The sequence below is a fragment of the Nocardia sp. NPDC051321 genome (assembly GCF_044455225.1).
Classification (GTDB): Bacteria; Actinomycetota; Actinomycetes; order Mycobacteriales; family Mycobacteriaceae; genus Nocardia.
The window spans coordinates 446,598-468,950 of record NZ_JBITEM010000007.1; the positions used below are offsets into that span (position 1 = coordinate 446,598).

Sequence of the window (22,353 nt, forward strand, 5' to 3'; positions counted from 1 at the left end):
TCTACCCCTGTCTCATTGTGGTGTGAACCGTTGAGTGTTCCACGCCTATCGCCTCGTTCCGGGCGACGATACGGAACAGGAACCGGCCATCGGGAAGTTCGACAACGAACGTGTGATCGTCGAACCAGGTCATCGGATACTTGCCGTTCTTGAAGATGTCGGCTGAGGTCTCCAGATGCTCGGCACAGTGGTCCAGCGTGCCCGTGGTGAGCGCGGGATAACCCACTGGTTCCTCCTCGACCTGCGGCACCATCTCAAGGGCGTATACGCCGCTCATGGCGGGTTGCCCTGCGGGGCAGAGGTTCCCGTCGCTCACGGCTGGTCCTTGCCGTTGACAGGCGCGCAGCGCTGCGCGCTCAGGAACCGCTCACGCGCGGCACCGAGCCGTTCCAGGATCGGACCTGATTGCGGTTCTCCCGCTTCCTCCCACGCCGTGACCGCACACCGAAACTCGGTTCCGGCCTCCTTGTCCTCGTCCGATCCCGCATACGGCCGCTCGGTAGGGGCCAACCGCAAAACCGTTGCACCGCTGCGCCTGTCGGTGCTGATGTTCATGCGCTGGCCTGCCAGCCAGGTTTCAAGTTCATCGAGTGACCCCGACACCACCGCGTCGTGTCCACTCGCGCCGAACAACGCCCACTCGTGCGACAGCCGGTTCTTACGCCGCAACCCGTACCCGGCGCGGCCAGCTTTGGCGGTTATGCGCTGCACATGGTCTTCGAAGGTCATCGCGCCTCCTGCTTCGGCTTCGCCTCGATCGTCGTGACGTCTCGGGACGCGAAGTCGCCGCGGTCGTCCACGACCCGTGTTCCGATCCACGGGCAACGGCCCGGTACCACCCCGTCGTGCTGGCCGATCTTTCCCTCGACTACCGGCACGAGAACGCGGTCCGAACAGTACATCGAAGGGCAATACACCTTGAGCACTTCACCGGTGGACTGGTCGAACATCGCGCCGCCGTGTTTGCACTGAGACACCTTTATCCACGGGCCGGACCCGCATTCACATTTCGTCGTCATTGTCTACGCTCCCAACGGGTTTGGTTGATCGGTCGAATCCAGCAGTGCGGCCCAGTAGTCATGGCGGACCGCGTCGAACAGGTCGTGTAGGTCGTAGAACGCCTCGCGGACCTCCCACAGGTCCGGAAGGCCGTCGAGTATCACTAGTCCCGGTATCTCGCAAGGGAGTTCAGTTCCGCTGGGCCATCGGTAGGCCGGTGTGGAATCTGCTCGGTTCACGATGTGAAGCACCTGGCATTCGCGGTGTACCAGTCGCCATGTAGCGGTTGTGCAGCCATCCGGGGATGTGGTGGTACGGAATCGGTCTCGCCGCATTACACCCCCTCGGTGTGGTGCCTCCCGGTGCTGGGGGTTGGTGCGGCACCCCAGCACCGGGCGGATTTGGTGGGCGCGGTTTGGTCGGCCCATGCGCGGATCGCGTCCGCGAACACCGCGAACGTCTCGATCGAGGGCGTACGCCACCAGCCACACACTTCGGGCCGAGGAGGGCCGCTGAAGGGCTCGCGTTGTGGAAGCTCGTTGTTCGGCATCTGCCGATCTCCCCTGCATCGACTATGGGTTAGGTGACCCGGCTCTTGGAAGCTTCGGTGTGTTACGCCCAGAGCCGGGGCCATGAAATAACCCTGACCTCGATGCATCCTGAATAGAACAGGGTTAGTGTTCGCATGTGTTCGCAGAATCGGACGTGACCGGCCATCTGCTTCGGGAGTTGCGGGTGGTGGCTGGCGTCGGCCTGCGTCAGATGTCTGGGAAGACTCACTACAGCCCCAGCTACCTCTCCGAGATCGAGAACGGCAAGCGTCCTGTTCCTGTGGCAGTGATCGCCGCGTACCGCGAAGTGCTCGGTAGCGATCCGATGTTGGATGTGGACCGACTGACGGCGACGATGGCCGATCCGTCATCAGTGGGAGGCTCAGCGCTAGAAGATATCTCGGTGATCCTTGAACGGACCCGGCGTCTCGAAGACCAGATCGGGACGGCTCTGGTCATCCCAGCGATTCGGGGAATAGACGGCGCAGCAAGGGCTTTGGTTCCTGCCGGGGGTGCATCTTTAGCGTCTGAGGTTGCCACCTATCGAGGGTGGCTCGAACACGTCGCTGGCAACTTCGTGCTTGCCGACAAGGCGCTCACCGACGCGGTACAACTCGCCGAAGAATCCGGAGATGCCTCCCTGATTGAACACGCCCTGTCCTTCCTCGCGTATACGGCTTGGCATCGCGGGGACATGGCACGGGCGCTCGACGTGACCGACGCCGCGATTCGGGTACCGAGAGCGCACCCCGTGCTAGGTGCCTATGACCGCTATCAGCAAGCCGAATTGCTTGCAGCGGAGGGTGATCACGCCAGGGCCGTCCGGGCGCTCCACCGGGCCGACAAGGCGGCCGAATCCACCGACAGTCGCGACCTGCCTAGGCATGGGTATTGGTATGTAGAGGGGTTCTGGGGCGTGCAACGCGGTGTAGTGCTGTCATTGCTCGGCCGCGAGTCCGAAGCCGTACGGGAGGCCACAGCCGGGGTCGTTGCCCTACCTCCGGAATTCCAGCATTCCGAATGGCTTGGCATCATGCTCCGCCGGATCAACCCGGAGATGCACTGTTCGAATGGGAAGTAAAACTCGACATTCGAGTACTCCGCGGTGCCCACCCTGGTAGTTAGTGGGCGGTGGTGCAGGCGGGCAATGTGCTCGCTGGCTCTGCATTGTCAGGGGTTTGTGCGAGTGTCGTCATCGCGACGGGACTTGCACAATGGGTCACCCGCGCGGCGGGTGTGCAATCGGTGGCCAGGGCGTTACCAGTCGATGTCATAGCCTGTGCCGGGTTGCGACTGGTAGGGGTCGTTCTGGTTGGCGCTGTAGTCGCCGGTGTGCTCGGCGTATTGGGTGCGGTAGCCGATGTCGGCGGCGTCGATGGCGTCGGCGATTGCTTGCCCGGCCGGGTCGGGGCTGTGGGGTTGTTCGGTGGGTTCGGGTTGCTGGTTGTCCGGGTGTGGGGTGGGGTCGGGTTGGTGGGTGGTGATGTCGTTGTCGTCGATTTCCAGGCGTGCCCAGAGTGCGGCGGCGGGCATTTCGTCGGGCAGCGGTCGATGTTGTGCGGCTTGAGTGAGCTGGTGTTCGATATCGATTCCGGCTCGGGCGGCGGCGTCGACGTGGCTGGCGATGATCGGCCATGTCGGGTCGGTGCTGATGCGGGGGTCGATTCGGTTGACCGTTGCGGCCCAATGATGTTGGGGCAGTCGTGTATTGCCGTCGTTGTCGAGGATGCGGCGTTGGAGTTGTTGCTGGTGGGCGCGTTCGATGGCGGTGTGGCGGATCGGTCCGGTAGGCCGGTGCTCGGTGTCGGGGATGTGGAGTCCGGCACGCCAAATAGCAAGGTCGACAGCGAGTTCGGTATCTGGGAGGAGGTTTCGCGCCCATCGGGGCGCGGTGGCCGGGGTCCACGCTTGGGCAGTGTCGCTGATCTGGGTGGCGAGTTCGGTCACGATCTGCTGGCGGGCTCGCACAGGTGCAAGGACGTCGAGGTCAAGGGTGTCGGCGGTGTTGGCGGGCAGTCCGGGTGTCCATGAAAGTGGGCCTGGTCCGGCGGAGTGCTGGCCGGTGGGGTCGATTCGCCAGTCCAGCACGGCGGCGGGGTCGGTGGCGGTGTCGAGTTCGCGGCCAGTGATCGCGGTGCGTAAGGCGGTGATCGGGTCGCCTCCGGCGAGGGCGAGCATCGCCAGGTGTTGACGTAGGACCGGGTAGGCGGGACTGTCGGTCAACCCCGGAACGGCTTGTTCGGCGATACGGTCGATGGTGTCGAGTCGTTGTGCGCCGCAGACGTTTTCGGCGGTCATGGCGAGGGTGTCGAGGTAAATGTCGATGGCGCGGCCGATGCGGCGTGCGGGGTCGAGGGCATCGCGCAGTTCGGTGTGGGCTGATCTGGCTGTCCCGTCGCGGTCGAGGATGTATTGCAGGTGTTCGCTAGCGGTGCGGGGGTAGTGGGCGGGCATTGTGTAGATGTCGCCTTCCTCGCCTCCCATCGCGGTGGCGAGGTAGGCGTGATTGGCGTCGCGTCCGCGTGTCATCGCTACATAGAACTGCTGGCGGGACTCGCGCCCGGACAGGGCGACGTGGCAAGTGTCGGCGGTGATGCCTTGAGCGGAGTCGATAGTGGCGGCGTAACCCAAGTGCAGGTGTTCGCTCACATAGTCCGCAGGCAGGCGCACGACGGCGGCGGTGTCTCGGCCGTGGACGCACCGCGCGAGGGTGAGTGCGCCGTCGGGGTGGACTTGGCGGATGGTCCAGATGTAGCCGTTGCGGACCCAGTCGTGTTCGCCGACGCGCAGGCGAGGGTCGTTGCGGCGGGTGCGCACGGTGTCCCCGGCCGAGGCGAGTAGCCCGTCCGCGAGGAGGACATCCGGCTCGGTGGGTGTGGGTGTGCGGGCGAGCCGCTCGGCGCGGGCACGCATGTTCAGGGCGGTCACGATGTCGCGGGTCGGTGCCAGCATCACCGCGTGCGCGCCCGCGGCGGTGTCGGCGGCCCAGCCTCGGTAAGTGTCGTCGTAGACGCTGCCCAAATGTCCGGCGTGGATGCGGCCGTGGTCGAGATACCAGGCCAGGGCCAGGGGATCACCCGCGCGTATTCCCTTGGACGCCAATGCTTCCCCGCGACTGGCGAAGCGCACGACCTCGGTGAGGGTGACTGGCTGGGCGGGTGCGGCGTGGGCCATGTCGGCTGCGGCTCCACCGGCATCGATAGCCGGGAGCTGATGGTCATCGCCCAGGCATCGCACGGTCGCATCCCGGCTGCTCAGATACCGCAACAGGCGCAGACGTTTGGAGGTCGGCACGGTGATGTGTTCATCGATGATGACCAGGGTGGTGTCGTCGATGTCGAGGACCCATTGCGGCAGGTGCGGCGGATACTCACCGGTGAGCGCGGCGGGGTGATGAGCGTCGAGGACGTGGAGGAGTTTGTCGACAGTTTCGGCGCGGGTACTGATCGCGTGGCCTAGTTCTGAGGCGGCGTTGGCGGTGGGGGCCAAGCCCAGTACGGTCCCGCCGGCCGATTCCCAGGCGGTGGCCAGTACTGCCATGGCGGTGGTCTTGCCGGTTCCGGCTGGTGCGTTGGCGGTGTGCACGCACATCCCGGCAGTGGCGAAGGATTCGATGACGCGGATCTGACCGAGGTTCAGCGGCTCGTCGGGGTGGGCGGTGTTGTAGTCGTGGACCGCGAGGGCGACGTGTCCGGCAGGCAGGATGCGTCCGCCGGGTTCGACTGCGAGGGCGATGAGTTCGGCTTCGGCGGCGAGCGTGGATGCGGTGGTGTAGATCTGGGAGTTCGCGCGGGTGTGTATCGGGGTGCCGTCGTCGCGGCGCAACCATGCCGGGACCGCACTCAGTTCAGGTTGCTCGGTCAGGTCCGGATCACCGCGCGCGACCGCAGCGCTCGGTGCGAGCGCGTGCGCGCACGCTTCCGCGGTGACGCGCGACCAATCTGCGGGAACCACCTCGCCGCGGAGTTGGCGTTCGACTTCGGCCCGGAGATTGAACTCACGCCAGGTCGCGCGTTTGTCCGAGACCGCCGCCACCGCCTGGCCGCTGATGCGGGCCACGAACGCGTCATCGGGTGCCGGACGCGGGACCGGTTGGACGGACAGGACACGGCTGATGACAGCGTCCACAGCCTCGGAGCCGCCGAGTAGTTCGGCGGCTTCCTCGCGCCAGTTCGCGCGTTGTTGTGCGCGGGACCCCGGAACATGTTTGCGGGGTCGGGTTTCCAGGGTCGCGCGTTGGGCGAGTCGGTGTACTTCGCCAGGTTCGGGTTCGCGCCCGAATGCGGCTTGCCATGCGGCGGTGAGGGTATCCAGGCGATTTGTGATCGCGGTCCCGCGCCGCGACCACAGGTGGATCAGCGGCAGTGGAACACCGACGATCTCACGGACACGAACCTGGTTGGGGTCGCGGTCGAGGCGGTCGGCGAACCGCAGGCCGAGCGCGGTTTCGAGGTGGTGTTCCAGGCGGGTGTCATAGATTTCGGAGACCGTGACCACTGCTTCGTGGATGGTGGTGCCGTCGATGGTGCGCCACTTGCCGTCGGTGGTGCGTACGCGGTTGGCGATCAGCACGTGGGTGTGCAGGTCAGGATCGGCCGCGCGGGAGTCGCGGTGGGTGAACGTCGCGGTGATCGCGCCTTGGACCTGGACTTGGCGAATACCGTTGCGACCCAACCGGGTGAACAACGCCTCAGATTCCAGCCAGGCCAGCGCGTCGGTGACCGCGTGCCGGTGCGCGGTGGCGATCATGTCCGCCAGCGGTGGTGAGGCGATCGCCCACAACACAGACACACTCTTGACGGGACTGAACGTGAAGTCGTATCCCGCGACCGCTGTGCGGTCGGGGCGGGAGTTCTTGACCACCCACCCCGACAACTCACGGGCATCGAGCGGGGCGCGCCCGTACTCGAGCGTGAACATGTCGGTGGCGACTGCGGTGCTGATCCGAGCGCGGACATCCTCGGGGATGGGCGCGGTGGCGCACGCGCCGACGCTGGTGTTGTAGTCGCGGTATGCCTGGGCCTTGGCGGCGCGGTAGCCCGAGGTAGAGGCGTAGACCGGGTAGCGGTTACCGAGTCTGGTTGCCTTCTCCGCCATCCGGGCAGCCTGCGCGCGCGGCACACCGGCAGCATGGTGGCGGGCGAGGGCGCGTGCGCGGGCCTGCTCGGCGTCCGGGTGGATCCCTTCCCCGAACAGATTGCGCATCTGCTCCTCGGTCACCTCTGAACCAGGGGCGATACCGAGTGCGGAAAGTCCGGTGCCGCGCCAGGTTCCGGGGGCTTCACCGTGTTCGTCGTAGTACTCGGCCAGCGAGGCGCGGCCGCGCGCGCTGGTGTCGTTGGCGGCGGTGTTTCGCAGGTAGTACTGATAGCCGTTGCCTGCGGCGACTTTGTGCATCGTCGCGACCATGCCTCCATGAAGCGCCTACTACACTTCGTAATTCAAGAGGGCAACTCTTAAAAATAGCTGAGAACAACGAATTTCGAGGCGATATGACCCCGAGATGCAAGATGTCTGGTTGTTGAGTAGTGAGTGGGTACGGGGTGGGGTATGAGGTGAGGGGGTGAGAAGGGGTGCGTGAGTGAGGTATAGGGGGCGGTGGGGGTGAGGGCGGGTGTAGGGGGTCTGTAGCGGATGTGTGTGGGTATTGGCTGGCGGGGTGGTGAGCTGAGTCCGGTGGAACCGGCGCGCGCCGGACGCGCGGGCACGCGACCGACGGGCGCGGCCCGCACGACGAGCGGGAACCTCGAGCGCAGATCCGGGGCGCTCGGGCACTGTCGATCTTCAGGCATACTGGAATCGGTGCCGTGGGGAGACAGGCGAGTCGAAGAAACGGAGAACACTCATGCCACCCCACAGGAGCCCTCGCACGCACACCAGCGGGACCGGTGTAGCTCGCTCGAGCGGACCCGACAGCCCGGCCGACGACGGCAAAGCCTCGGCACCGCCGGACGGTCCGACAACCCAGGACGCGGCAACCGGCGGGGGCGAGGAGCAAGCGCCCCGGCAGCGACCAGACACTCGAGGGCTGGCCTTGATCGGCCCGACGAGTGAGGCCACACGCCGGATGGTCGCTGAAAGCCGTGCACGGCAAGGGCTCGGCCCCTACATCAACGATCCGTACGTGATCGAATCACTGGCGCTGTTCCTGCGTCACGCACTCGACACCCTCGAGCGCGATAACGGGCGCGAGGACCGCTGACACAGCGGTCAGAACTCCCGCCACACGATCTCGACCGAGGATTTGTCGAAACGCCACGTCTTGCCGGTCTGATCTTCCCACGTGGCGGCGTAGACGCGGGCGGGCCGCACGATCACCTTCTCGATCAGGCGTGCGGCCGCCTCGTGCTGCCACCGCGATCCCTTGCTCTTCCATGCCTTACGCAACTCGCCTGTTTCGCCGATGTCGGCCAACACCGCCAGCGCTTGCACGCTGCGCAGCGAATTCTGTTCAGCACGAAGGTCTTTCAACGTCTGTTTCAGGTTGGCTATCGTGCGTTCGATCACGCGCAAGTCGTAGTCGTCCCCGGCACCGGACAGAACGGCGGCGCGCTGGTCGGTCTCGGCGTCGAGATTGCCCGCGGTGACCTCGATCCGTTTCTCGAGCTCGGCGATGCGTTGGGCGTTGTCGTTGCCGCAATCCAACCGGGCGATGATCTGCGGGTCCTCATACACCGCGATCACCGCCTGTGCGACATAGGTTTCCAGCGCGCCCGCGTCCCGGTACACCCGCCCGCACCCGCTCACCTGACGCGCGGAGTCCTTGTGCTGGCAGCCATAGCGGCGCTGGATCGTCTTGCCGCCGTTCTTGAGCTTGCGCTCCAGGATCGAACCGACCATCCACGAACCGCAGTTCTCGCCCGCGCGGTCGCTAGTCTCGGCCCACTTCCCGTTGCATTCGGCCAACCCGGTCAGCCAGTATTCGCCGTTGCGCTGACGGGGCCGGTCCTTGTCCGTGGCGCGGCGGTGAGCCCGCAAACCGGCTCGCATCGCGTCATGCTCGGCGCGGGTGAAGATCGCGGGCCACTGCGCGCGATGGCGGGTGCCGGTGCGCGCGTGCACGCGAATGCCGTTGCCCTCCGGGTTCTTCAAGCACTCGCAGCGTCGGCCGTGGGCGTCGGTGTGCTCACCCAGGTCGTAGGACACATACGCTTCCAGCAACAATTGGTCGGCCAGCTTGCCTACCCGCCACGGCCCGCCTGCGGCTGTGGTGATCCCACGACGGTTCCAGTCGGTGATGATCGTCGTCTGCGATTCGCCGTTGATTACTCGGTCGCGTCCCTCGTGCAGTACCGCGACCTCGGACTCACGCAATGCGTTGCGGTCCAAGACATCGGCACCGGTCAGCGGATGCGCTCCGACCACACGCCCATAACCGAACCGGCGCGAACCACCCTGCATCACCCCCTTGGCGGCCTCCTCGCTCATCCGGTCGAGGAGGTTTTCAGTGTTCACCTCGCGGTACTCGGCGGCCTCGGCGACCTTCACCATGAAATTCTTACGCCCTGCTCCGGTGGTGAGGTCGTATTCGCCGTCCTTGACGAACAAATACCGCACACCCTCATCGCGGCCCAGTTTCATCAACTCGTTGCCCAGGTCATAGTCACGGCTCAACCGCGCCACATCGCGAGCGAGCGTCCGCTTCGATGGACCCGCCGTCACCAACCGCAGCAACTCACGCAATCCCGGACGGTCCGCATCCGCGCCCGACAGATCGTTGTCGCACACGATCCGCGCCAACGCCAACCCCTTGCGCTCGGCGTGAGCGACCTGGCTTTTGGCCTGCAACTGCACACCCTCGGCACGATCCTTCTCGTCCCGCGAGATCCGAACATAGCCATACACCCACTCGGAGGGGTCGACATTTGCCACCGAAACAGCAAGGGCCGCATTGATTTCCGTCAACCAGCCAGGCTCGGTAAGGGTCTTTGTTCGCGTCATAACTCCAGCGTACGGACGTAGTGTATAGCTGTCAGCTCGCTGGGGTCAGCATCACCTGGTACACGTGGCTCGAACAGGGACGCCCGATCAACGTCAGTAGTCAGGTTCTGGACGCGATCGCCCGCACGCTCCGGCTCGACACCGCCGAACGGGACCACCTGTACCGCCTGGCCGAGGTGCCGGTGCCCGAGGTGACCGTCACCGCCGATCGGATCACGCCCACCATGCAGTCGATTCTGGACAGCATCACCGGTTTTCCGGCCGCGGCCCTCAACAGCCGCTGGGATCTGCTCGGCTGGAACGCCGCCTGCGCCGCGGTATGGCCGCGGCTCACCGCACCCGACAGCTCCCGCAACGTGCTGTGGGAGATGTTCACCACCCCCGAATGCTGCCGCTCCTTCGTGAACCGGGACACCGGCCTACCGCACATGGTCGCATCGTTCCGGGCCGCCTTCGCCCAACACCTCGACGACCCGGCCTGGACCACCCTGATCCGCGGGCTCTGCACCGCCAGCACCGAATTCACCCACCTCTGGGCCAACCACGACGTAGCCGCCCCGCCCAGCCAAACCATGACCTACCACCACGCCGCGACCGGCGACCTCTCCTTCACCCTGACCCGACTAGACCTCACCGCCACCCCCGAAACCTTCCTCACCATCTGGACCCCCGTCGACAACCGAACCCGCGACCGCACAACCTGGCTACTCGCCCACCCCACCGCCCCGTCCCTAGATCACACCCACTGACAACCTTCAGCGATCGATCGCCCCGGGTCCCCGTCGCATCAGGCTGCTGGGGTCGAAAGCGAACGGCGACGCCGTCCTCCAGATACGTTGCTGCGGAGCCACACCGCAGCCGCACACCTTCTGACACACGCACGCGTGTCAGTGCGGCGAGCCGGTGTGCGGGAAATCAAAGCGTGTGCGGCTGTTACTGCCGACGACGCCACCTGAGCCGCGACCCGCTCCGAAAACCGTTGATATCAGCCCACATAGCGGCGAGCGGGCGAATTCCGCTGGGATTCCTCCAGCAGGACCAAACCCTCCTCGACTCGTGGCGGCAACACTTTGCGTTCGCGTAGTACCCAAGGCAGTCCGCGTAGTGATTCGAGGACGGCGGCGGCGGTGGTGCGGTCGGCGGGGGCCGATCGGAGGATGGCGGCGCTGCGGCGGGCGGCGCTGCGGATCGGGCGGCGTAACCATAAGGTCCACAGGGTGTTTCGGATGCCGAGTCGGCGGCGGTGGGTGGAATCCCGGGAGCGGGACGGTTGGTGGTGGATCACCATGTCTTCGGCCCAGCACATCCACCAGCCCGCGGCGGCCAGGTCGAGGGCGAGGAGTTCCTCTTCGCCGCCGAACCATAGGCGTTCGGAGAAGCCGCCGACCTCGTTGAACGCGGTGACGCGGAAGGCGGACAGGCCGGCCATCACGCCGAGCAACGCGGGGCCGGGCAGCCAGCCGGGGCCGGAGATCGGTGAGTCGCGGAATTCCGGCGTGATCGGGTCCTCGCGCAGGTCGGGCGCGACCAGGCAGCGTCCGGTGACCGAGGCCAGGCCGGGATACTGGTCGAGCAGGTCGGCGGCGCGGGTCAGTGCACCGGGTTGCCACGTCGTGTCGTCGTCACAGAAGGCCACGTAGGGTGTTTTCGCCTGCCGCACCGCGATGTTCCTGGCGATCGCGCCGAGGTTTTCCGGCGAGCGGATGAGTTCGACGGAGGGAAACGCAGCGGCGACCGCGTCGGCGGTTCCGTCCGCGGAACCGTTGTCCACCAGGATGATCGGGGCCGCGTCCGGCAGCCCGGTCATGTGCGCGAGGGTTTCCAGCAGTTGTTCGCGCCGGTCCCGGGTGATGATGACGACAGTCATGCGCTGGCTGACCATGCGGTCACTTCCTTTCGGCGAGTTCCAAGGTGCGGGCTCGGCGTTCCACTTCCGGCGGCAGCGGGCGCCGCTGCGCCAACGCCTGGGGCAGGCGGCGAATGATTCCCGCGACCGTCAGCAACGTCTCGGGGTCGCGGGCCGCCGCGCGCAGCAGGCCCAGTGTTTCTGCCGCGCAGCGCCGCAACGGCCAGCGCAGCCAGCTGATCAAGGCGTTGTTGCGCTGTTCGACCCGCCTGCGCCACGCTCGGGGCGGTCGGTGGGTGGACGGATGATGATGTGCGCGAACGTCTTCGACGTAACAGAGCTGCCAGCCGCCGGCCGCGAGGTCCAGCGCGAGCAACCGTTCTTCGGCGCCGAAGTGCAGCAGCGGATTGAAGCCGGTGGCCTGCTGATACGCCTCCTTCCGGACGATCGCCGCGCAGGCAAGGAAGCCGAGGATCAGCGGGCCTGGCAGCTCCGGTGGATGCCCGAGCGGGCTGGTCGCCATCAGTTCGTTGACCGGATCGTCCCGGTTGTCTGCGCCGACGAGTGTGCGCCCGGCGATCAGGCCGAGCCGGGGGCAGGCGTCGAGCAATCGTTCGGCTTCGGGAAGCGCGTCGGCGGCCCACCACGAGTCGTCGTCACTGAACGCGACATACGGTGTGCGGGCGGCCGCGACGCCGATATTGCGCGCCGCCGCGCCGAGGTTGCGCGCCAGCCGGATGACCCGCACGTCCGGGAAGGCCGCCGCGGTCTCGGCGGTGTGGTCGGCGGACGCGTTGTCTACCACCACGATCGGCGGACGCGGGCGCAGTGCGCTCAATTCGGTGAGGGTACGGGCCAATTCGGCGGCGCGGTCCCGGGTGGCGATGACCACCGTGGTCTTTCCCGCGATGCCGGTACTCATACCGGCAGTCCGGCGCGCAGCTCGTCGAGTAGTTCCTCGGTCAGGGCGTCGGCCGCCGGGAAGTCGCGTCGCCGCGCACGGTGCCTGCCCGCGGGCGACAGGCACCAGCGCCACCAATGGTCGAATGCCCCGGCCTCGACGGCGTCTTCCGCGCTGACCAGTGCGGGCCAGTTCAGCGCCGCCGCCTGCGCGGTGACCTTCCCACCGCCGGCGATGGGATCCACCGCCAGCACCGGGACACCGGCCCGCAGGCCCATGACCAAGCCGTGCAGGCGAGTGGTGACCACCGCGTCGAGCCGGGCGAACACCGACGCGAGCTGGTCGGGGGTGCGGCATTGCCGCCAATCATCGCTTGCCAGCCTGGTATCCAGCGGCAGTCGCGCACAGTCGAGGTCCGCGAGCCAGCGCAGCAACGCCTCATGGACCGAGCGATGCCGCCGGGCCGCACCGTATTCGCGCTGGCCCGGCGCGAATACCGCACCGACCACCGGGACGGTCGTGGTGGACGCCGCGACCGCGATGTCCGGCCGCGGGGTGGACAGGCCGTCGCGTGCCAGCACCCGGTGGAAACCGGTGACCGCCGCATCGCCGGGATCGAGAATGGAAACACCCACCGCGATGCGCCGGCAGCTCGCATACCGCTCGTGCAAGGACCGCACCTGGTGCCCGTGCGCCGGCCCGCACACGAACACCAGGTGCGAATAACGTTCGGAATGGGCATCGCTCAGGTGCAACGCGTCGGCCCGGTAGACCGGGCTCAATGCCATGTCATGAGGTATTCCGGCGGCCGTGAGAGCCGCGCCGACCCGGCTCATACTCAACACATCGCCCGCCGTCGCTTCGCCGTGCACAAAACTGGCCCAGCCGGTGACAAGTACCCGCATGCGGCGCGCATACCCGCTGTGCCGCAAGCCAATCCACCGCTCCACCGGATCATCCCACGGCCGGAGCCGGGCGCAGATGCACCACCTTCATCTGGCTCATCTCGTCCAATAGCTCAGGGCCGTAACCGAACCCGTTGCCGCTGGCCCCGCGTGGCTGCGCCGCGCCGCCCGGCGCCCCACCGAACACCGCGTTGATCTTCACCGTGCCCACCGGCAGTGCGCGCCAGGCCTGCTGGGCGTTGGCCATCGAGGGGGTGAGCACGGTCGCGGCGAGTCCATAGTCGTCGCTCGCGGCCTCCGCGATGCCCTGGTCGAAGGTGTCGACCACGCGCACCGGCGCGACCGGACCGAACGTTTCTTCGCGCATCACCCGCATCGCCGGATCGCAGTGGGTCAAGACGGTGGCCGGATAGTGCGCTCCGGCACCGTCGGGCACCGCGCCGCCGACCAACAGCTCGGCACCCTGGTCTACCGCGTCACGCACCTGCGCATGCACCTGATCGCGATGACGCCGGTCGACCAGCGGCGCGGTATTCCACGACTCGGCTGCCGCGGCCAGGGCCGCGAGGAACGGCTCCGCGACGTCGCGGTGCACGAAGATCCGTTCCACGGACACACAGATCTGACCGGAGTTCGCGAACGCGCCGAGCGCCGCCTGTCCGGCGGCCCACACCGGATCCACCCCGGCGTCGACGACGAGTGCGTCGTTGCCGCCGTTCTCCAGCAAGGCTTTCGCACCGGTCGCCGCCACACTTTTCGCGATCGACCGGCCGGTGGCCGTGCTGCCGACGTGTGCGACGACGTCCACATCGGGGCGCGCGGCGAGCAACGCGCCGACTCGTCCATCGCCCTGCACCGTCTGCAGCACCCCGTCGGGGAGAACGCCTGCGAGGAGGTCGCCGAGCAGCGCACCGGTGTGCGGTGCGCGTTCGCTCGGCTTGTAGACGACCGTGTTCCCGGTGACCAGCGCCGCGCCGAGCAGACCACAGGACACCGCGACGGGATCGTTCCATGGGGTCAGCGCGACGACGACGCCGCGCGGTTCCCACACCATGAGGTCGGTAGCCTCGAAGTCACCCTGCAAGGTTCGACCGCGATGTACCGGTCCGAGTTCGGCGTATTGCCCGAGGGTCGCGGCACCGGCCAGCACGCCCTCTTCGGCTTCGCCCGTCGGGCGTCCGGTTTCGACATGATTGAGTTCGGCGAGTTCATCGGCCCGTTCGCGCAACAAGGCGGCGCCCGCCTGCAGCGCCGCCGCCCGCTCCGCCGCCGGGGTGCGCGCCCATCGGGGTTGGGCCCGGTTCGCCAGCCGCACTTGCCGATCGAGCTCCGCGGGCTCGGTCATGGGCACCCGGCCCACCGTAGCGCCGGTGCCGGGATCGATGATCTCGATCGGTTCGACCTCGCGACGTTCATCAGAAAGCGTGACAGTGTTCGACGCGCTCATGACCCCACCTCACCGGCACTCGGCTCCGTCACGCGCGAGGCGCGCTCTGCCACGGTTCGCTCGCTACGTTCGCTCATGTCGTCAGACTTTGCCGGACACTCGCGGTTCAAACCCGCCGGTGCGCGTCCAGGCGCCGGACGCTCGCTGATAACCGACAAACCGCCCGCGGTGTGGTAGCCGTGTTTGATCCGCCGGGAACAGGCAAAAGCTACCAACATGTCCGCGATGATCGAACGGCGCACAGTGTTGCTGTGGCATGTGCACGGTTCCTGGACGACCTCGTTCGTGCAAGGGCCGCACCGTTATCTACTCCCCGTCGTGCCGGACGGTGGGCCGTGGGGCCGGGGGCTTTGCGGCCGCGACTGGCCGTCCGCCGAGGAGGTACCCGCGCCGGAATTACCCGACCGCGGTCCCGATGTGGTTGTGCTCCAACGCCCGGAGGAAATCGAACTGACCGAGCGGTGGCTCGGCCGGCGTCCCGGCGTCGATATACCGGCGGTCTATGTGGAGCACAACACACCGCGGCCCAGCGCGGCCACCACCAGGCATCCGCTGGCGGATCGGACCGACATCCCGATCGTGCACGTCACTCATTTCAACAATCTGATGTGGGACAACGGACGCGCACCCACCCGGGTGGTGCCGCACGGCATCGTGGATCCCGGCCCGTTGTACACCGGTGAAATACCGCACGGGGTGGCGCTGATCAATGAACCGATGCGGCGCGGCCGGATCACCGGCAGTGATCTGCTGCCGGACTTCGCGATGGCCGGACCGGTCGACGTGTACGGCATCGGTGCGAACGAATACACCCCGGAAAGACCTGCCGGGCACCCGATTCGCGGCATCGGCGATTTCCGGCAGTCGGCCTTGCATCCAGACATGGCCCGTCGAAGGGTCTACCTGCATACCGCGCGGTGGACCTCGCTCGGGCTGTCCCTGCTGGAAGCCATGCACGTAGGCATGCCGGTGGTGGCCGTGGCCACCACCGAGGCGGTCAGCGCGGTGCCGCCGGAAGCCGGTGCGATCTCGACCGACGTCGCGGCGCTCACCGCGAAATTCCATGAATTCCTGCACGAACCCGACTTGGCGGTGCTCGCGGGCAAGTCGGGCCGGCAGTTCGCGCTGGAGCATTTCGGCCTCGATCGCTTTCTGCGCCGGTGGGATTCGCTGCTCGCCGAAGTCACCGCATGACGCAGTTCACCGACCGGAAGGCAGACTCATGAAGATCGCGATGGTGTCCGAACACGCCAGCCCGCTCGCCGCGTTGGGCGGCGTCGACGCGGGCGGTCAGAATGTCCATGTCGCGGAATTGGCTGCCGGACTGTGCAGGCTCGGCCACGAGGTCACCGTCTACACCCGGCGCGAGGACGCGCAGGCGCCGCCGACCGTGCGCACCGAGCAGGGGTATCGCGTGATCGGCGTACCGGCCGGACCGGCCCGCGTCCTGCCGAAGGACGAATTGCTGCCGCACATGGGCGAATTCGGCGAGTTTCTGCGCGAGCAGTGGCGCGTCGACCGCCCCGATGTGGTGCACGCGCATTTCTGGATGTCCGGGCTGGCCGCCCTCGCCGCCGCTCGCCCCGCCGGCATCCCGGTGGTGCAGACCTTCCACGCGCTCGGGGTGGTGAAACGCCGCCATCAGGGTGCCGCCGACACCAGCCCGGCGGACCGGATCCACCTGGAGCAAGGCATCGCCGAACAGGCCGACCGGATCATCGCCACCTGCACCGACGAGGTTTTCGAACTGGCCAGGATGGGGGTGCCGCGGTCAAGGACGTCGGTGATTCCGTGTGGGGTGCGGCTCGAGCAGTTCACCCCGGACGGGCCGAGTGCGGCGAAATCAGCGAACCATCGAATGGTCAGTGTGGGCAGGCTGGTGCCGCGCAAGGGATTCGACACGGCGATCACCGCACTCACCGACCTGCCGGACACCGAGCTGGTCTTGGTCGGCGGCCCGGATGACGGCGCGGTAGCCGAGGATCCCGAAGGCAAGCGGCTGCTGGCCCTGGCCGGTGAGCTCGGCGTACGGGACCGGCTGCACCTGGTCGGTCAGGTGCCGAGGACCGAGGTGGCCCCGCTGCTCAGATCGGCGGATGTGGTCGTGTGCACGCCGTGGTACGAGCCGTTCGGCATCACCCCGCTGGAGGCGATGGCCTGTGGCGTTCCGGTGGTTGCCGCCGCGGTCGGCGGACTCATCGACACCGTCGTCGACGGCGTGACCGGTCGGCTGATCCCGGCCCGGGCGCCCGCGAAACTCGCTGCGGCGGTACAGGATCTGTGCAGCACGCCGGGGGCCGCAGCGCAGTACGGGCGCGCCGGACTCGAGCGCGTCAAGGCTCGCTATTCGTGGGACCGGATCGCCGCCGACACGGTCCGCGAGTACCGGCGGGTGGCCGCCGCGGCCGCGCGGGCACAGGACAGCGCGCCACGGGGCAGCCGCACGCTCGACGCCACCGAACGCCGCGCCGGCCGTTCTACCGGGTAGGCGTCGCTTGGATCATGGTGCCGCCGTACAGAAATGGGAGATAACGTGTCCGAACACAGCAGACGCGCGCTGGTCACCGGCGGTTGCGGGTTCGTCGGATCACACCTGTGCGAGCAGTTGCTCGACGCGGGCAGCGCCGTGCTCGCACTCGACAACTTCGCCACGTCCAACCCGGACAATGTGGCCCAGTTGCTCGGCAGGCCCGGGTTCGATCTCGTCCAGCACGATGTCACCGAGCCGCTACCTCCGCTGGGCCCCGTCGACGTGGTCTTCCATCTGGCCTCGGCCGCGTCGCCGCCGGATTACCTGCGGCTGCCGATCGAAACCCTGCGCGCCGGATCGCTGGGTACCGCCAACGCGCTCGAGCTGGCCGAACGGAATCGAGCGCGCTTCGTGCTCGCGTCGACGAGCGAGGTGTACGGCGACCCGGCCGTGCATCCGCAGCCGGAAGCGTACTGGGGCAACGTCAATCCGATCGGCCCGCGCAGCGTCTATGACGAGGCCAAACGCTATGCCGAGGCGTTGACCATGGCGTTTCGCCGAGAACGCGGCGTCGATTCCGGCATCGCCCGGATCTTCAACACCTACGGTCCGCGCATGCGCACCGACGACGGCCGGATGGTGCCCACCTTCATCGCGCAGGCGCTGGCCGACGAGCCACTCACCATCGCGGGCACCGGGGAACAAACCCGGTCGCTGTGTTACGTGGAAGACACCGTGCGCGGCCTGCTCGCGCTGGCGGCGAGCGACCATCCCGGGCCCGTCAATATCGGCAATCCCCATGAGGTATCGGTGCATGGCCTCGCCGTGGAAATCCGCTCGGCGATCGGCAGCCGGTCGACGCTCACCTACATCGACGGCGCGATCGACGATCCGCAGCGGCGCTGCCCGGATATCTCCCTGGCAAGGCTCGAATTGGGCTGGTCGCCAACGGTTACCAGAGCGGACGGGCTGCGCCGCACGATCGACTGGTTCGCCGCCCGCTCGACCGGACCTGCCGCGCGCGCACTGCCGTGACCAGCGGTTTCCGGCGCAACCGTTTAATGATGATCTCACCGGGTAGCGCCGTAGCTGTCAGCGGGATCATCGTCCGACGTGACGTCTCGAGAGGAAAGGCGACCCGTGCGAATTCTTGGAATCAACGCGGTATTTCACGACCCCGCCGCGGCTCTGATCGTAGACGGTGAGATCGTCGCGGCCGCGGAGGAAGAACGGTTCAGCCGGCGCAAGCACGGCAAACGACCGGTGCCGTTCTCCACCTGGGAGCTGCCCGAACAGGCGGCCGCGTGGTGCCTCGAGCGCGCTGGCCTGCGACCCGACCAGCTCGACGCGGTGGGCTACTCCTACGACCCGGACCTGGTCGATCATTCGCTCGGCGGCCTCGACCGGCGCAGCGAGGCGACCCGGACGGATTACGCGCGTCGCGCGCCGGGCTTCCTCCAGGCCGCGTTGCCCGGTCTCGATCCCGGAATCGTGCGTTTCGTGCGCCATCACCTTGCCCATGCCGCGTCTGCGGCACTCGCTGCGCCCCTTGGTGATTCAGCGGTTCTAGTGGCCGATGGCCGCGGCGAGAGCCAGTCTTATCTTGCGGGTGAATACCGGGACGGCAAGTTCGTGGAATTGGCGGCACAACAATTGCCGCACTCACTGGGCCTGATGTACGAGGATCTCACCGAACATCTCGGATTCGCCAGATCGAGCGACGAGTACAAGGTGATGGCCCTCGCCTCCTACGGCACTCCCCGATTCCTGGACCAGTTCCGCGAATTGATCTACACGACCGGTGACGGCGGATTCCGCACTGAACCCGTGGACTGGGCAGCGTTCGCACCCGCCGTGTCCGGCGGCGCGCTCAGCCAGGACCACGCCGACCTGACCGCGAGCGTGCAACGACGGCTCGAAGATGTGTTGCTGGAGTTGACTTCCTGGCTGCATCAGCAAACCGGGCAGCGCAACCTCACCCTGGCCGGTGGCATCGCGCTCAACTGCGTCGCCAATACCCGGTTGCACGCCGAGGGGCCCTATGAACGAATCTGGGTGCAGCCCGCCTCGGGTGACGCGGGCACCGCGCTCGGCGCCGCACTGCAATTGGCCGCCGAATTCGGTGAGCCCGCCGCCCCGATGCGTGGCGCCGATCTCGGCCGCGAATGGACGGACGAGGAACTGGAAGCCATTCTCCGCACCGCCAAAATTCGGTATACGAAATCCGATGACGTGGCGGCGGAGGTGGCGCAAGCCCTCGCGGAAGATCAAGTGGTGGCCTGGTTTCAGGGCCGAGCCGAATTCGGCCCGCGCGCGCTCGGGCATCGTTCGCTGCTCGCGCACCCCGGCCGGTCGGCGAATCTCGAACGCCTCAACGATGTGAAGGGCCGCGAGCAGTTCCGGCCGATCGCGCCGATGGTTTCGGCCGACCGGGCGGCCGAGATATTCGAGCGCGGGCCGTTGCCGAGCCCGTACATGTTGTTCGTGCACGATGTCGTGCCCGCGTGGCGTGCACGCATCCCCGCGGTCACCCATGTGGACGGCACCGCGCGGGTGCAGACCGTCGATGCCGCGGACAATCCGGTGCTGGCCAGGATGTTGACCGAGTTCGACAAGCGCACAGGTTTGCCCGTGGTGGTGAACACCAGTTTGAACACCGCGGGCAGGCCGATGGTCGACTCGCCCCGCGACGCCCTCGAATGCTTCGGTTCCGCGCCGATCGATCTGCTGGCGCTCGGCCCGTTCCTGGTGCGTCGCCGATGAACGCGCACACCGTGGACTACAGCATCGTGATTCCGACCATGGGCCGGGACAGCCTCCGGTTGCTGCTCGAAGCACTCGGTGCCGCAACGGGTCCGCAGCCGCGGGAGATCATCGTGGTGGACGACCGGCCAGCGGGCGGCGCATTGCCGCTGCCCGACGCCGTGCCGCCGGTGCGCGTCCTCCGGTCCGGTGGCCGCGGGCCTGCTGCCGCGCGCAATACGGGCTGGCGAGTCGCCACCGGAACGTGGATCGCCTTCCTGGACGACGACGTGATCACCCCGCCGGATTGGCCGACTCGCTTGGCCGAAGATCTGCGCGATCTCGACCCGAATACCGCCGCGTCGACCGCTCAGATCGATGTTCCGCTGCTGGCACACCGCAAACCGACCGACGCGGAACGCGGCACCGCGGGACTGGCCACCGCCCGCTGGATCACCGCGGACATGGCGTACCGCCGGTCCGTGCTCACTGCGGTCGGCGGCTTCGACGAACGGTTCCCACGCGCGTTCCGCGAGGACGCCGATCTGGCGCTGCGAGTCTGCCTGGCCGGCTTCACCATCGCGTCCGGGCGACGGCGCACCCAGCACCCGGTGCGCGAATCCGGGTTCTTTGCCAGCGTGCGCGCCCAACGCGGAAACGCCGACAACGCGTTGATGCGGCGTAAGTTCGGTACTCGATGGCGCCAGCGCGTCGGCGAGGGAGCCGGAATGCTGCCGCGGCACGCGCTCACCACGGCCGCGGGCGCGGCGGCCCTCGCACTCGCAGGCACCCGCCATCGCCGCGCCGCCTTGGCACTTGCCGCCGGGTGGACGGCGCTGACCGGCGAGTTCGCTGTTCGCCGGATCGCACCCGGACCGCGGACAGCGGCCGAAATCGGACGAATGCTGGTCACCAGCGCGCTGATTCCGCCCGCCGCGTGCTGGCACCGCCTGCGCGGCGAACTTCGGCACCGCGACGCGACCCACCCGTCGCCGCTGGCGGTGCTGTTCGACCGGGACGACACGCTCATCATCGATGTCCCCTACCTCGCCGACCCCACCAGGGTTCAGCCCGTGCCGGGAGCTGTCGATGCGCTGAAGTCGGTGCGCGCCACCGGAATTCGGGTCGGCATCGTGAGCAATCAATCAGGCGTCGCGCGCGGACTGATCAGCTCCGAGCAGCTCGCCGCCGTGAACTCGCGGGTCGAGGAATTGCTCGGCCCCTTCGAGACGTGGCAACTGTGTGTGCACGGCGAAGACGATGGCTGCGCATGCCGCAAACCCGAGCCTGGCATGGTACGGCGGGCCGCGGCGGAACTCGGCGTCGACGTCAGCAGGTGTGTGCTCATCGGCGACACCGGCGCCGACGTCGCCGCCGCGATCTCCGCCGGAGCGCGCGCGATTCTGGTCCCGACGGCACGAACGCTGCCGGAAGAGGTGCGTCGCGCGCAGCACGAAGCGGCCGTGGCGCAGGATCTCACCGAAGCCGTCCGGCTGGCGATGGCGGGTGTGCCGTGACGCGCCGGGCGCTGGTGGCGCGCATGGACAACGTCGGCGATGTGCTGCTCGCCGGGCCGTGCGTGCGCGCCGTTGCGGCGCACGTCGATTCGGTCACGCTGCTGGCCGGACCGCGCGGACGGACCGCCGCCGAACTACTGCCTGGTGTGGATCAGGTACTGACCTGGTGTGCGCCGTGGATCGACCTGGAGCCGCCCGCGGTCGAGTCGGCGGGCGTCGCCGAATTCGTCGAACGGATCCGCGCGCTGCGTCTGGATGTGGCGTTGATTGTCACCTCTTTTCATCAGTCGCCGCTGCCACTCGCCTTGCTGCTCAAGCTGGCCGGGGTGCCGTGGGTCGGGGCGATCTCGGACGACTACCCCGGTTCGTTGCTCGACCTGCGCCATCGCGTCGACGGCGATCCGCCCGAAGCCGAACGCGCGCTCTCGCTTGCCGAGGCGGCCGGTTTCCGGCTGCCGCCCGGCGATACCGGGAAGCTCGCCGTGCGGCGGCCGCTGCCGGACGTCTCCGGTATGACCGGCGGCCCAGGCTATATGGTCGTGCATCCGGCCGCCTCGGTGCCGGCGCGGCAGCCGTCCGCGGACCGTTCGGCGGCGTTTGTCGCCGCACTGGCGAACGCCGGTCACCGGGTGATCGTCACCGGCGGCCCGGCCGACCGGGCGCTCACCGCTGCCGTCGCCGGTGCGCACGCCCTCGACCTCGGCGGCGCGACCAGCCTGCCGGAGCTCGCCGCCGTGCTCGGCGACGCGCGCGTTGTCGTCGCGCCCAATACCGGTCCCGCGCACCTCGCCGCGGCCGTCGGAACACCGGTGGTTTCCCTCTTCGCCCCGGTGGTGCCCGCCCAACGGTGGGCACCTTACGGCGTACCGGTGGCCGTGCTCGGTGATCAACGCGCGGCATGTCGAGGCAGCAGGGCACGGGAATGCCCGGTCGCCGGGCATCCCTGTCTCGAGTCGATCAGCCCGGAAGAGGTCGTCATGGTGGCGGAAGAACTGAGCGCGGACCAGCCCCAGCGTCTGCGGACAGGAGTGTGA

Annotated in this window: 19 protein-coding genes; 9 read left to right on the forward strand and 10 right to left on the reverse strand. The window is 67.7% G+C overall.

From position 1 onward, the window contains the following. Position 1: 1 nt before the first annotated feature. From ACIA8C_RS19560 to ACIA8C_RS19575, 4 genes are read right to left on the reverse strand one after another with little or no spacing between them, the layout of a single operon-like run. Positions 2-316 carry a hypothetical protein gene (locus ACIA8C_RS19560; protein ID WP_397136454.1) on the reverse strand — a complete coding sequence of 105 codons (315 nt, stop codon included), beginning with the start codon at positions 314-316 and terminating at the stop codon, positions 2-4. Then, positions 313-729: a hypothetical protein gene (locus ACIA8C_RS19565; RefSeq protein ID WP_397136456.1), complete on the reverse strand. Its 417-nt coding sequence runs from the start codon at positions 727-729 to the stop codon at positions 313-315. The genes ACIA8C_RS19560 and ACIA8C_RS19565 overlap by 4 nt, the downstream gene beginning before the upstream one ends. Next, complete coding sequence (locus tag ACIA8C_RS19570; RefSeq protein WP_397136458.1) at positions 726-977, reverse strand: hypothetical protein; 252 nt, start codon at positions 975-977, stop codon at positions 726-728. The genes ACIA8C_RS19565 and ACIA8C_RS19570 overlap by 4 nt, the downstream gene beginning before the upstream one ends. A gap of 45 nt (positions 978-1,022) precedes the next feature. Further along, positions 1,023-1,238: a hypothetical protein gene (locus ACIA8C_RS19575; RefSeq protein WP_397136460.1), complete on the reverse strand. Its 216-nt coding sequence runs from the start codon at positions 1,236-1,238 to the stop codon at positions 1,023-1,025. A gap of 448 nt (positions 1,239-1,686) precedes the next feature. On the opposite strand from ACIA8C_RS19575, the gene ACIA8C_RS19580 reads away from it, so the two are divergent. After that, complete coding sequence (locus tag ACIA8C_RS19580; RefSeq protein WP_397136462.1) at positions 1,687-2,631, forward strand: helix-turn-helix domain-containing protein; 945 nt, start codon at positions 1,687-1,689, stop codon at positions 2,629-2,631. A 176-nt stretch (positions 2,632-2,807) separates the two neighbouring features. On the opposite strand, the gene mobF is transcribed toward ACIA8C_RS19580, so the two are convergent. Beyond that, positions 2,808-6,947, reverse strand: a complete 4,140-nt coding sequence (mobF, locus tag ACIA8C_RS19585) for a MobF family relaxase (RefSeq protein ID WP_397136464.1) — start codon at positions 6,945-6,947, stop codon at positions 2,808-2,810. Positions 6,948-7,617: 670 nt separating this feature from the next. On the opposite strand from mobF, the gene ACIA8C_RS19590 reads away from it, so the two are divergent. Beyond that, positions 7,618-7,752, forward strand: a complete 135-nt coding sequence (locus tag ACIA8C_RS19590; protein ID WP_397136466.1) for a hypothetical protein — start codon at positions 7,618-7,620, stop codon at positions 7,750-7,752. Positions 7,753-7,760: 8 nt separating this feature from the next. Here ACIA8C_RS19590 and ACIA8C_RS19595 read toward each other — a convergent pair whose 3' ends face one another. After that, positions 7,761-9,491, reverse strand: a complete 1,731-nt coding sequence (locus ACIA8C_RS19595) for a recombinase family protein (protein WP_397136468.1) — start codon at positions 9,489-9,491, stop codon at positions 7,761-7,763. 20 nt (positions 9,492-9,511) lie between these two features. Here ACIA8C_RS19595 and ACIA8C_RS19600 point away from each other — a divergent pair, with 20 nt between their 5' ends. Beyond that, on the forward strand, positions 9,512-10,240 hold the full coding sequence (locus ACIA8C_RS19600) for a helix-turn-helix transcriptional regulator (RefSeq protein ID WP_397136470.1): 729 nt from the start codon (positions 9,512-9,514) through the stop codon (positions 10,238-10,240). A 236-nt stretch (positions 10,241-10,476) separates the two neighbouring features. Here the strand turns inward: ACIA8C_RS19600 and ACIA8C_RS19605 are convergent, their stop codons facing one another. From ACIA8C_RS19605 to ACIA8C_RS19620, 4 genes are read right to left on the reverse strand one after another with little or no spacing between them, the layout of a single operon-like run. Then, complete coding sequence (locus ACIA8C_RS19605; protein WP_397136472.1) at positions 10,477-11,373, reverse strand: glycosyltransferase family 2 protein; 897 nt, start codon at positions 11,371-11,373, stop codon at positions 10,477-10,479. A 4-nt stretch (positions 11,374-11,377) separates the two neighbouring features. Continuing rightward, positions 11,378-12,259 (reverse strand): glycosyltransferase family 2 protein, encoded by an 882-nt coding sequence (locus tag ACIA8C_RS19610; RefSeq protein ID WP_397136474.1) that lies wholly within the window; start codon positions 12,257-12,259, stop codon positions 11,378-11,380. Further along, positions 12,256-13,143 carry a polysaccharide pyruvyl transferase family protein gene (locus tag ACIA8C_RS19615; RefSeq protein WP_397136476.1) on the reverse strand — a complete coding sequence of 296 codons (888 nt, stop codon included), beginning with the start codon at positions 13,141-13,143 and terminating at the stop codon, positions 12,256-12,258. The genes ACIA8C_RS19610 and ACIA8C_RS19615 overlap by 4 nt, the downstream gene beginning before the upstream one ends. Positions 13,144-13,192: 49 nt before the next feature. Next, on the reverse strand, positions 13,193-14,590 hold the full coding sequence (locus ACIA8C_RS19620; protein ID WP_397136478.1) for an aldehyde dehydrogenase family protein: 1,398 nt from the start codon (positions 14,588-14,590) through the stop codon (positions 13,193-13,195). A 216-nt stretch (positions 14,591-14,806) separates the two neighbouring features. Here ACIA8C_RS19620 and ACIA8C_RS19625 point away from each other — a divergent pair, with 216 nt between their 5' ends. From ACIA8C_RS19625 to ACIA8C_RS19650, 6 genes are all read left to right on the forward strand, one after another. Continuing rightward, positions 14,807-15,784: a glycosyltransferase gene (locus ACIA8C_RS19625; RefSeq protein WP_397136480.1), complete on the forward strand. Its 978-nt coding sequence runs from the start codon at positions 14,807-14,809 to the stop codon at positions 15,782-15,784. A 28-nt stretch (positions 15,785-15,812) separates the two neighbouring features. Beyond that, positions 15,813-17,078 carry a glycosyltransferase gene (locus ACIA8C_RS19630; RefSeq protein WP_397136482.1) on the forward strand — a complete coding sequence of 422 codons (1,266 nt, stop codon included), beginning with the start codon at positions 15,813-15,815 and terminating at the stop codon, positions 17,076-17,078. A gap of 45 nt (positions 17,079-17,123) precedes the next feature. Then, complete coding sequence (locus tag ACIA8C_RS19635; RefSeq protein WP_397136484.1) at positions 17,124-18,095, forward strand: UDP-glucuronic acid decarboxylase family protein; 972 nt, start codon at positions 17,124-17,126, stop codon at positions 18,093-18,095. Between the two features lie 105 nt (positions 18,096-18,200). Further along, positions 18,201-19,823 carry a carbamoyltransferase gene (locus ACIA8C_RS19640; protein ID WP_397136486.1) on the forward strand — a complete coding sequence of 541 codons (1,623 nt, stop codon included), beginning with the start codon at positions 18,201-18,203 and terminating at the stop codon, positions 19,821-19,823. After that, positions 19,820-21,319, forward strand: a complete 1,500-nt coding sequence (locus tag ACIA8C_RS19645) for an HAD-IIIA family hydrolase (RefSeq protein ID WP_397136488.1) — start codon at positions 19,820-19,822, stop codon at positions 21,317-21,319. Before ACIA8C_RS19640 ends, ACIA8C_RS19645 begins: the two co-directional genes overlap by 4 nt. Positions 21,320-21,342: 23 nt before the next feature. Then, positions 21,343-22,353, forward strand: a complete 1,011-nt coding sequence (locus ACIA8C_RS19650; protein WP_397136586.1) for a glycosyltransferase family 9 protein — start codon at positions 21,343-21,345, stop codon at positions 22,351-22,353.